Raw genomic sequence first — 10,267 nt, forward strand, 5'->3', positions numbered from 1 at the left:
GTTCGAACAGCGTTTAAAACGTCAGTGCCTCAGAACGTCAGCGCTTTGGCCTGCTTCACCTGCGGCAGCGACTGCACCTTGGCGAGCAGGTCCGCCGGCACCGCACCGTCGACCTCGACCAGCGCAATGGCGTCGCCGCCCTGCTTGACGCGGCCGAGATGGAAGGTCGCGATATTGATTTTCGCGTCACCCAGGAGGCTCGCGAACGCGCCGATGAAGCCCGGCTTGTCCTCGTTGGTGACGTAGATCATCGACTTGCCGAACTCGGCGTCGACCCGGATGCCCTTGATGTCGACGAGGCGCGGCTTGCCATCGGCGTAAACCGTGCCGGACACCGAACGCTCCTGGCGCTCGGTGGCGACGGTGACCGTGATCAGGCTTTCATAGTCGCTCTGCGCGGCGCGGACGACCTCGTCCACCACCATGCCGCGCTCCTTGGCGACCACAGGCGCCGAGACCACATTGACCTCGCCCAGCATCGGCCGCAGCAGGCCCGACAGCACCGCCGAGGTGATCGCCTTGATCTTCATCTCGGCGACGTGACCCTCATAGGTGATCGTGGTCTTGAGGATGCCGCTCTCTGTGAGCTGGCCGGCGAACGAGCCGAGCTTCTCGGCGAGCTCGATGAACGGCTTCAGCTTCGGCGCCTCTTCCGCCGTGATCGAGGGGAAGTTGACCGCGTTCGAGATCGCGCCCGACAGCAGGTAGTCCGACATCTGCTCGGCGACCTGCAGCGCGACGTTCTCCTGCGCTTCCGTGGTGGAGGCGCCGAGATGCGGGGTGCAGATGACGTTGGGATGGCCGAACAGCACGTTGGAGGTCGCCGGCTCCTCGACGAACACGTCGAAAGCGGCGCCCGCGACATGCTTGGAGTTCAGCGCATCGACCAGCGCCTGCTCGTCGACCAGGCCGCCGCGGGCGCAGTTGATGATGCGCACGCCCTTCTTCATCTTGGCGATCGCGGCCGCGTCGATGACGTTGCGGGTCTTCTCGGTCAACGGCGTGTGCAGCGTGATGAAATCGGCGCGCTTCAGCAGGTCGTCGAGCTCGACCTTCTCGACGCCGATGTCCTTGGCCCGCTCCGGCGACAGGAACGGATCGAACGCGATCACCTTCATGCGCAGGCCGAGTGCGCGGTCGGCGACGATCGAGCCGATGTTGCCGCAGCCGATCACGCCGAGCGTCTTGGCGGTGATCTCGACACCCATGAAGCGGTTCTTCTCCCACTTGCCGGCCTGGGTCGAGGCGTCGGCCTGCGGGATCTCGCGCGCCAGCGCCAGCATCAGCGTGATGGCGTGCTCGGCGGTCGTGATCGAATTGCCGAACGGCGTGTTCATCACGATGATGCCCTTGGCGGTCGCGGCCGGAATCTCGACATTGTCGACGCCGATGCCGGCGCGGCCGATCACCTTGAGCCTGGTCGCCTTCTCGAGGATCTTGGCGGTCGCCTTGGTGGCCGAGCGGATCGCAAGGCCATCATAATTGCCGATGATCTCGGCAAGCTTGTCCTTGTCCTTGCCGAGGTTGGGCTGGAAGTCGACCTCGACGCCGCGATCCTTGAAGATCTGCACGGCCGCGGGAGACAGCGCGTCGGAAATCAGAACTTTGGGTTTTGTCATGTGATTGTTCCTTTGCCCTGCGGCGGGCGGGTCCCTTGGACCAAACTGGTGAAGTCTCTGATCACTTCTCCCTCGCCCCGCTCTTGCGGGGAGAGGGTTGGGGTGAGGGGGCAGCCACAGGCGAGGAACAAGCCGAAAAGGCCCCTCACCCGGATTGCATCGGACGATGCTCCGCATCGCCGGGAGAAATCCGACCTCTCCCCGTAAGAACGGGGAGAGGTGACAAGAGAAAGCTTACGCCGCCTTGGGCAGCGCGGCCTTGGTCTCGGCGAAGGCCCAGTCGATCCACTGCGTCAGCAGCTCGACGTCCTTTGCCTCGACGGTGGCGCCGCACCAGATCCGCAGGCCTGCCGGCGCATCGCGGTAATACGCGAAGTCGAAACCGGCGTTCTCCTTCTCGACGAGTGCGACCAGCTTCTTGCAGAAGTCGGCCTGTGCATCAGCGGGAAGCGAGGTGATCGCGGGATCGGTGAACTTCAGGCACACCGAGGTGTTGGAACGGATCGCGGCATCCTTGGCGAGGAAGTCGACCCACGGCGTCCGCGCCTTCCAGTCGGCGATCGCCTTGGTGTTGGCGTCGGCGCGCGCGATCAGGGCCTTCAGGCCGCCGATCGACTTCGCCCAGTTCAGCGCATCGAGATAATCCTCGACGCACAACATCGACGGCGTGTTGATGGTCTCGCCCTCGAAGATGCCATGGTTGAGCTTGCCGCCCTTGGTGAGGCGGAAGATCTTCGGCAGCGGCCAGGCCGGCTTGTACGTCTCGAGCCGCTCCACCGCACGTGGGCTGAGGATCAGCATACCGTGCGCGGCTTCACCGCCGAGCGCCTTCTGCCAGGAGAAGGTGACAACGTCGAGCTTGGCGAAATCGAGCGGCTGCGCGAAGGCGGCCGAGGTCGCGTCGCAAATCGTGAGGCCTTCACGGGTTGCGCTGATCCAGTCAGCGTTCGGCACACGCACACCCGAGGTGGTGCCGTTCCAGGTGAAGACGACGTCGGAGTTCGGATCGACCTTGGAGAGATCGGGGATTTCACCGTAAGCCGCGTTCAGCTTGGTGACGTCCTTCAGCTTCAATTCCTTGACGATGTCGCTGACCCAGCCCTCGCCGAAGGATTCCCAGGCGAGCGTGGTGACGGGCCGCGCACCGAGCAGCGACCACAGCGCCATCTCGACCGCGCCGGTGTCCGACGCCGGCACGATGCCGATCTTGTAGTCGGCAGGCACCTCAAGCACTTCACGCGTCAGTTCGATCGCGAGCTCGAGCTTGGCCTTGCCGACCTTCGCACGATGCGAGCGGCCGAGGGCTGCGTCCTTGAGATTGTTGGGGTTCCAGCCGGGGCGCTTGGCGCAGGGGCCGGAGGAGAAATGCGGCACGTTGGGCCGCGAAGCGGGCTTCGCTGCAGTCATAATCTACCCTTCCAGATAGCTGCCTCTCGGTGGGGAGAGGTTTCCCGCCGTCGGACGTAGTGGAAAGGCACCCAAACGTCAAGGAAGTTCGGGCTTTTCCCGCGCAACCGGGGGATCACGGCTGATTGATGGAGAGTCCTCGACCTGCTGCACCGTCTCCTGATCGAGCAAATCTGCCGCGAGAGTCATGATCTTAACGGCCCTGCGCCGGCTCGATATTCTCAAAATGCTCTTATCGCCGGCCAGCACGATGTACTCGTTGCCGACCCGCACGATCGAATACTCCGACATTCCAATCCCCAGTTGCCCGCCGCCCCGTGGGAGACGTCCGACATACCGGACTCGTTCCGCCCCGTAAAATCACGGAGACCGGCTTAGTTTATTGGCTGTTAACCGGATCGCGGAGCAGCAGCTACCGCAGGCGTTGCCATGTGTGCAGCACAACTTCGCGCGCACATTTCAAAAGCGGAGCGTCATGCCGACATGGCTGCGCGCGAATCCAAGCCGCTCATAGAAGCGTTGCGCATCGACGCGCGTGTGATGCGTCAGCAACTCGACGAGCATGCAGCCTCTCGCCTGCGCCTCCGCGACCGCCCACTGCACCAGCTGCTCGCCGATGCCGCGGCTGCGGCAGTGCTTTGCGACGCGGACGTCCTCGAGCAGCCCGCGCGAACCGCCTTGCGAACTGATGCCCGGCAGAACCGCGAGTTGCAGGCAACCGACGACGGTGCCCTCCCCGTCGACGGCGACGACGAGCTGCAGATTGGGATCGCGCTCGACCCGCGCGAAGGCATCAAAATAACTTTGCGGCAGCGTATCCTCGATCCGCTCGCGCGCACTGCCGAGCGGATCGTCCGCCAGCATGCCGACGATGGCCGCGACATCTTCGCGGCGAGCGCGGCGGATCGAGATAATCGAAGTTTCGGTCATGGCTGCATTCTGGAGAGGTCAGCGGATTGGCGGCAGCGCGAGCACGCGCTCGGCATCGGCGATCCAGCGGCGGATCATCGGATAGCGTTCGAGCGCAAGGCCGCCGTCCTCGGCCATGCGCGTATAGGCGAGCAGCGAGACGTCGGCGAGCGAGAACGCATCCCCGACGAGGAATTGTGTTGCTGCAAGATGCCGCTCCAGATGATCGAGCGCGACATAGCCGCGCTTGATGAGATTCGGATCGATCTCCGAGACCGGCTTGCCGAGATAGACGGCTTGAAACCGGCAGATGGCGACATAAGGCTCGTGGCTGTTCTGCTCCCAGAACATCCAGGCATCCATCTGCGCCGCACGATAGGCATCGCCGGGAATCAGATCGCTGCCGCGCGCGAGATAACGGATGATGGCGTTGGATTGCGCCAGCGCGCGGCCGTCATCCAGCTCCACCGTCGGCACCTGGCCCCAGCCGTTCAGCCTGAGAAAATCCGCCGTGCGGCTGCCGCCTTTCATGGTGTCGATCTCGACCCATGTGTACGGCAGCGCCAGCTTGTCGCACACCCATTTCACCTTCAGGCAATTGCCTGAATTGGCGTCGCCGTAGATTTTCATGCGAGGTCGCTCCGCTTGCGAAGCAACATCCGATCAGCCGCACATTGCGGTGTCAAGCGACGCAGCGAATCAGAATTTGTAGCCGATCGCAGCACGTACGCTGTTTTGCGTGACCGACGTGTTCTTGACCGGCATGAACTTGACGTATTCCCACTCGCCGCGCAGGAAGACACAGTTCCACAACATGTATTCCAGGCCGAGACCCGCGGTCCAGCCGGCCACGAAGGCATCGGTTTTAGAATCTGTCGCGGTCTGGGCAAACTGCGGAAGCACAAAGCTCCTCGAGGTTCCGTCACTGAAGTTGATCGTTCTGATCACAGAACTCGTGACCGTGCGCGAGACGTCCATTCGGCCGACCGCAAGGCCGCCGAACATGTAGGGCAGAAAGTCACCGGTTGCCCAACCTGCGCGCCCGCGGAATGTCATCTCATCCTTGACCTTCAGCGTAGCGTTTCCGTTCAACGACACGCCGTCGGCAGCAGTCGCGCCGACTGGAAGAACCAGGGTTGGCTGAGCGACCTGAATCGGACCCAGGCTTCCGAAGGTCGACGTCGTCAGGCCGGACCAATAAGTATAGTTTGCTTCGACACCCACCACGACGTCGTCGAACTGCCAGTTGCGTCCGACAAACGCTCCGAAACCCGAGCTTTGCGCATTGACTCGACCCAGCAGATTGAACTGGGCCGTCGGAGCCTGCAGCGTGGTGTTGCGGAATATGGAATTGGTCAGGGACGCAACGCTGCCACCGAAGTCGGTGTTGATCCATGATTGTCCGACCTGACCGCCGGCATACCAGCCGTCCCAGTTTCTGGTTGGTGCGCTGGAAGCAGGGAGACTGCCGCGCAGGAAATCGGGCATGTCAGCCGCGTGCGCGCCGGTCACCGCCCCGAACATCATCACCGCCAGCAAGATCCTACGCATCGCAACGCTCCATCCCACTCTTCGAATGCGCGTTGATCATCGCCTGTTAACCTTAACCAATCGTTGTCGCCGGCGGCTTTCGACCACGCAAGTTGCAGAAGCTCGCAGCATGACGCGGCAAAAGAAAACGGCGCGGGAACCTGCGCCGTTTCAAACGTTAACCGTGGAGGGTCGAAATTAACCCTTGTTAGCCCTTGCGGATCAGCGGGGGCGGCGGCGGCGGGGGCAGCACGTCGCAGCAGGGCAGATTGAAGCGCACGCCGAGCTTCACATCCTGCGAGGTCATGTCGCGGAACTGGAAGCTCGAGGGACCGGCCGGCGTGCCGTCGAAGAAGTGGCCCTGTCCGTGACCGGCAGTACCCATGTCGAGGTAGCGATAGGCCAGTTCGACCGTGAAGTTGTTGGTGACCTTGTAGGCGACACCGGCATGCAGCGCCCAGGCGAAGTTGGTCTTGGTCGCACCGTCGGCGATGAAGGAACTGGTCAGGCCGGACCCGCTCGGGAACGTGGTGACATCGGAGAAGGCCGAGGTCTTGATGACAGCGGCACCGACACCGGCACCGATGAACGGGGTCAAGCAACCCCAGGTGCCGAGATCGGCGTAGATGTTCGCGAGGCCGACCCAGCTCTGGACGCCGCCATGATAGGTGTCGCCGAGCGAGCTGGGCCCGGGGAAGGTGAAGAAGTCGGTGCCGTTGAAGCTGACCTTCGAGCGATACTCACCGGTGATGTCGGCGCGGAACCAGCTGTTGAACTGATAGCCGACGCCGAGGCCGAACAGCATGCCGCTGTCGAAGCCGGTGCCATACTGGTTGAACGCAGTGCCGGCCGGCAGCGTGTCGTACGCGTTGACGTGCAGCCTCGCCTTGGTGTTGGTCATGCCGATATCGCCGCGCAGATACCAGCCGCCGAAATCCTGGACCGGCGGAGGAGCATACGCCATCGGGGGCGGCGGCATGATCGGCATGTCGGCAGCGAACGCCGCCGAGGACAACAGAGATGCCGCTCCGGCGGCAATCAGGGTCTTTACGCTACGCATTGGCTTCGTCCTTTTGGCCCAAGTGAGGCGACACGAAAGGCCCCACGTCTGAAACTCACGGGCGGACGATGGCAGCAAATGTTTAAGCGGCACTTAACCCTAATTTTTAAGGTTGATTTTCTCTGACCTTTTGCTGCGGCTGTTGCTTATGGGTCCATAAAACGCGCGGGCGACTGCGAAAGATGGCGATCTCGCCACAGATGCTAATGATGCGTTGACGCAAACGCGCCGTTTACAGCGCACGCGAACCGCGTCTGTTAGCGAATGATTAATGAAGGCACCGCGTCGGCGGCCCTCGCCGCAAGCGTTCAGCGCACGGCCTACGGCATCTTCGGCAGGAACACCGCGAGCAGGCCGATTCGCCGGCAGGAATGCGCAGAGCTGATAGACGCCCCATCATCCTGGGAAGCGCGCAGCGCGTCTCGAAGGATGAACGGCCCGGCTGGCGTCCGCGCATCCTTCGAGAAGCGGTCAAGTGGCCGCTCCTCCAGCGACAAAGGCGAAGCCTTTGCGCGGGGATGACGGTTCGACAAATGCGAGATTGTACTCGGCAGCCCTCAAGCCGCCGCGGCGTGGCCGAGCGCGCTGACGATGTTGTCGACGACCTCTTCCACCAGGATGCGATCGTCACCCTCGCCCATGACGCGGATCACCGGCTCGGTGCCGGAGGGACGGATCAAGAGACGGCCATGGCCGTTGAGGCGCTTCTCGCCATCGGTGATCGCGGACTTGACCTCGGCGGCGTCGAGCGGCTTGCCGCTGCGATAGCGCACGTTCTTCAGGATTTGAGGCAAGGGTTCGAACCGCCGGCAGATCTCCGACACCGGGCGGCGCAGCTTCTGCACCACCGCCAGCACCTGCAACGCAGCGACGAACCCGTCGCCGGTCGTCGAATAGTCCGACATGATGATGTGGCCCGACGGCTCGCCGCCGAGATTGTAGCCGCCGCTCAGCATCTGCTCGAGCACGTAGCGGTCGCCGACCGGCGTGCGGACCATCGAAAGCCCGTGGCCCTGCAGGAAGCGCTCCAGCCCGAGATTGGACATCACGGTCGTGACGATGCCGGGCTTGGCGAGACGCCCCTCTTCCTTCCAGCTCTGCGCGATCACCGCGAGCAGCTGATCGCCGTCGACGATGTGGCCGCGCTCGTCGACCAGGATGACGCGATCGGCATCGCCATCGAGCGCGATGCCGATGTCGGCGCGCATCTCGCGCACCTTCCTCGACAGCGCTTCCGGTGACGTGGAGCCGCATTCCTTGTTGATGTTGAAGCCGTCGGGGTCGACGCCGATCGGCACCACGTCGGCGCCGAGCTCCCACAGCGCTTCGGGCACAACCTTGTAGGCGGCGCCATTGGCGCAATCGATCACGACGCGCAGGCCGTCGAGCGAGAGATCGCGCGGCAGCGTGCGCTTGGCGAATTCGATGTAGCGGTCATGGACGCCGTCGATGCGGCGGGCGCGGCCGAGGCTCGCGCTCTGCGCCAGGCGGCGGTCGAGCGATTCGTCGAGCAGCTGCTCGATCTGCTTCTCGACATCGTCGGACAGCTTGAAGCCCTGCGGGCCGAACAGCTTGATGCCGTTGTCCTCAAAAAGGTTATGCGACGCGGAGATCATGACGCCGAGATCGGCGCGCATCGACTTGGTCAGCATCGCGATCGCCGGCGTCGGCATCGGGCCGACCAGCAGCACGTCCATGCCGACCGATGTGAAGCCCGCGACCATGGCGTATTCGATCATGTAGCCGGACAGCCGCGTGTCCTTGCCGATCACGACGCGATGGCGATGGTCGCCACGCTGAAACACCAAACCTGCGGCCTGCCCCACCTTGAGCGCGAGCTCCGGCGTGATCAGCCCATTGGCGCGGCCCCGAATTCCATCGGTCCCGAAATATTTGCGGCTCATGTAACCCCCAACACGGACCTCTCGAACCACCCGGCGAGAGAGTCCTGAACGCCTACCAGTGTAGCGTGCATCGGCCTTATAGACTGCCAGGCGCTAAAATGACTTCAAAAAATATGATGAATCATTACCGCGGCCGAACCCTATTTTTCGGCATTAAGGCGCTGAAAAATATAACACTATCGCGCTTGAGGCAATCCCTGGGGACAAGCGCTGTCCCCTACCCTTTGCCGTTGCGCTTGACGTGCTGGTCGCCCTTGGTGGGGGCTGGCTGGGTGACATTAACAGGGTCGGAACCGGGAAACGTCTCCTCCAGCCCCTCTTCCAGGGCCTCGTCGAGCCGGCGCTTTTCGGCGCTGTCGTCTGATTTCGGCTTGGTGCCTGATTGCGTCATCGTGCTCTCCCATCCGTCTTCGATTTGGCGGGCCATCCAACCATGCTAGATGACGCCAAGACCGAACAGCTGCAAGACTAGTTGCTAAGACTCGTTGCTTAGAACTTGCGACATAGAAGGGCCGGGAACGTCCATGAAGCACATTACCTGCATCGAAGATCTGCGCCAGCTGCACAAGCGCCGGGTGCCGAAGGCGTTTTTCGATTATGCGGATCGCGGCTCCTACACCGAGGACACGCTGCGCGCCAATTCCGAGGACCTCCAGCAGATCAGGTTCCGCCAGCGCATCCTGGTCGACGTCTCCAAGCGTACCCTCGCGACCACGATCCTCGGCGAGCCCTCGGCGATGCCGCTGATCCTGGCGCCGGTCGGCCTGCTCGGCATGCAGCATGGCGACGGCGAGATCTACGCCTGCCGCGCAGCGCAGGCGGCCGGCATTCCCTTCACCCAGAGCACGATGTCGATCTGCTCGATCGAGGACATCGCTGCCGCCGTCGACAAGCCGTTCTGGTTCCAGCTCTACGTCATGAAGGACCGCGGCTTCATCAAATCGCTGATCGAGCGCGCGATCGCGGCGAAATGCTCGGCGCTGGTGCTGACCGTCGATCTGCAGGTGATCGGCCAGCGCCACCAGGACATCAAGAACGGCATGACGGTGCCGCCGGAATGGTCGCTGTCGAAGCTGATCGATTTCGCGACCAAGCCGGCCTGGGTGTCCGGCGTGCTGCAGGGCAAGCGCCGCACCTTCGGCAACATCGCCGGTCACGTCAAAGGCATGGACGACATCGTCAAGCTGTCGGAATGGACCGCGTCGCAGTTCGACACCACGCTGAACTGGAAGGACATCGACTGGATCCGCTCGATCTGGCCGGGCAAGCTGATCCTGAAAGGCATCCTCGACGTCGAGGACGCCGAACTCGCCGCCAAGACCGGCGCGCAGGCGATCGTGGTGTCGAACCATGGCGGCCGCCAGCTCGACGGCGCACCGTCCTCGATCGAGGTGCTGCCGGAGATCGCCGACGCGGTCGGTTCGCAGATGGAGATCATGTTCGACGGCGGCATCCGCACCGGCATGGACATCATGCGCGCGCTGGCGCTCGGCGCGAAGTCCTGCATGATCGGCCGCGCCTATGCCTACGGCCTCGGCGCTGGCGGCCAGGCCGGCGTCGCCAAGGCGCTCGATATCCTCGGCAAGGAGCTCACCACCACGATGGGACTGTGCGGCGTCAACACCATCGCCGAGATCGACGACAAGGTGCTGGCGGTTTGATCTGACGGCTCAATATCTCCGTCGTCCCGGGCAAGCCAACGGGTCGGCCCGTCGCGCCGCCCGAGGACCGGCCCCGCGCGACCCCGGACCCCTCACCGCCGCTGGCCATCGCTTCGCAACGCTTCCGCCCCAGGCCCCCTCCACTACCCCACCCAGCGCGCCTGGGGCCCCGACTTC

The 10,267-nt window shown here is 63.4% G+C and carries 10 protein-coding genes; 1 reads left to right on the forward strand and 9 read right to left on the reverse strand.

Translation table 11 applies throughout. The annotated features are described in order from the left end of the window. Positions 1–29: 29 nt before the first annotated feature. The 9 genes from serA to FNJ47_RS50035 form a co-directional block, all read right to left on the reverse strand. Positions 30–1,619 carry a phosphoglycerate dehydrogenase gene (serA, locus tag FNJ47_RS40780; protein WP_163161777.1) on the reverse strand — a complete coding sequence of 530 codons (1,590 nt, stop codon included), beginning with the start codon at positions 1,617–1,619 and terminating at the stop codon, positions 30–32. Between the two features lie 234 nt (positions 1,620–1,853). Continuing rightward, positions 1,854–3,026: a phosphoserine transaminase gene (locus FNJ47_RS40785; protein WP_163161779.1), complete on the reverse strand. Its 1,173-nt coding sequence runs from the start codon at positions 3,024–3,026 to the stop codon at positions 1,854–1,856. 78 nt (positions 3,027–3,104) lie between these two features. Then, positions 3,105–3,317 (reverse strand): hypothetical protein, encoded by a 213-nt coding sequence (locus FNJ47_RS40790; protein ID WP_163161781.1) that lies wholly within the window; start codon positions 3,315–3,317, stop codon positions 3,105–3,107. A gap of 168 nt (positions 3,318–3,485) precedes the next feature. After that, entirely contained in the window at positions 3,486–3,956 is a 471-nt protein-coding gene (locus FNJ47_RS51875; protein WP_236000396.1) for a GNAT family N-acetyltransferase, read from the reverse strand. Between the two features lie 18 nt (positions 3,957–3,974). Then, positions 3,975–4,565, reverse strand: coding sequence for a glutathione S-transferase family protein (locus FNJ47_RS51880; RefSeq protein ID WP_236000401.1), 591 nt, complete (start codon positions 4,563–4,565; stop codon positions 3,975–3,977). Positions 4,566–4,634: 69 nt separating this feature from the next. Then, entirely contained in the window at positions 4,635–5,465 is an 831-nt protein-coding gene (locus FNJ47_RS40800; RefSeq protein WP_347341783.1) for an outer membrane protein, read from the reverse strand. A gap of 208 nt (positions 5,466–5,673) precedes the next feature. Then, complete coding sequence (locus FNJ47_RS40805) at positions 5,674–6,525, reverse strand: outer membrane protein (RefSeq protein WP_165446088.1); 852 nt, start codon at positions 6,523–6,525, stop codon at positions 5,674–5,676. 557 nt (positions 6,526–7,082) lie between these two features. Then, positions 7,083–8,429 (reverse strand): phosphoglucosamine mutase, encoded by a 1,347-nt coding sequence (gene glmM / locus FNJ47_RS40810; RefSeq protein ID WP_163161785.1) that lies wholly within the window; start codon positions 8,427–8,429, stop codon positions 7,083–7,085. 217 nt (positions 8,430–8,646) lie between these two features. Continuing rightward, positions 8,647–8,820 carry a hypothetical protein gene (locus FNJ47_RS50035; RefSeq protein WP_165446089.1) on the reverse strand — a complete coding sequence of 58 codons (174 nt, stop codon included), beginning with the start codon at positions 8,818–8,820 and terminating at the stop codon, positions 8,647–8,649. A 133-nt stretch (positions 8,821–8,953) separates the two neighbouring features. Here FNJ47_RS50035 and FNJ47_RS40815 point away from each other — a divergent pair, with 133 nt between their 5' ends. Further along, positions 8,954–10,090, forward strand: coding sequence for an alpha-hydroxy acid oxidase (locus FNJ47_RS40815; protein WP_163161787.1), 1,137 nt, complete (start codon positions 8,954–8,956; stop codon positions 10,088–10,090). Positions 10,091–10,267 lie beyond the last annotated feature (177 nt).

It is taken from the genome of Bradyrhizobium uaiense, from assembly GCF_010811875.1.
Taxonomy (GTDB): domain Bacteria; phylum Pseudomonadota; class Alphaproteobacteria; order Rhizobiales; family Xanthobacteraceae; genus Bradyrhizobium; species Bradyrhizobium uaiense.

What these genes read in the sequence shown, in the direction of transcription:
- serA (WP_163161777.1), bottom strand. Translation starts at nt 1,619, where the DNA reads ATGACAAAACCCAAAGTTCTGATTTCCGACGCGCTGTCTCCCGCGGCC.
- glmM (WP_163161785.1), bottom strand. Translation starts at nt 8,429, where the DNA reads ATGAGCCGCAAATATTTCGGGACCGATGGAATTCGGGGCCGCGCCAAT.
- FNJ47_RS51880 (WP_236000401.1), bottom strand. Translation starts at nt 4,565, where the DNA reads ATGAAAATCTACGGCGACGCCAATTCAGGCAATTGCCTGAAGGTGAAA.
- FNJ47_RS40785 (WP_163161779.1), bottom strand. Translation starts at nt 3,026, where the DNA reads ATGACTGCAGCGAAGCCCGCTTCGCGGCCCAACGTGCCGCATTTCTCC.
- FNJ47_RS51875 (WP_236000396.1), bottom strand. Translation starts at nt 3,956, where the DNA reads ATGACCGAAACTTCGATTATCTCGATCCGCCGCGCTCGCCGCGAAGAT.
- FNJ47_RS40815 (WP_163161787.1), top strand. Translation starts at nt 8,954, where the DNA reads ATGAAGCACATTACCTGCATCGAAGATCTGCGCCAGCTGCACAAGCGC.
- FNJ47_RS50035 (WP_165446089.1), bottom strand. Translation starts at nt 8,820, where the DNA reads ATGACGCAATCAGGCACCAAGCCGAAATCAGACGACAGCGCCGAAAAG.
- FNJ47_RS40805 (WP_165446088.1), bottom strand. Translation starts at nt 6,525, where the DNA reads ATGCGTAGCGTAAAGACCCTGATTGCCGCCGGAGCGGCATCTCTGTTG.
- FNJ47_RS40790 (WP_163161781.1), bottom strand. Translation starts at nt 3,317, where the DNA reads ATGTCGGAGTATTCGATCGTGCGGGTCGGCAACGAGTACATCGTGCTG.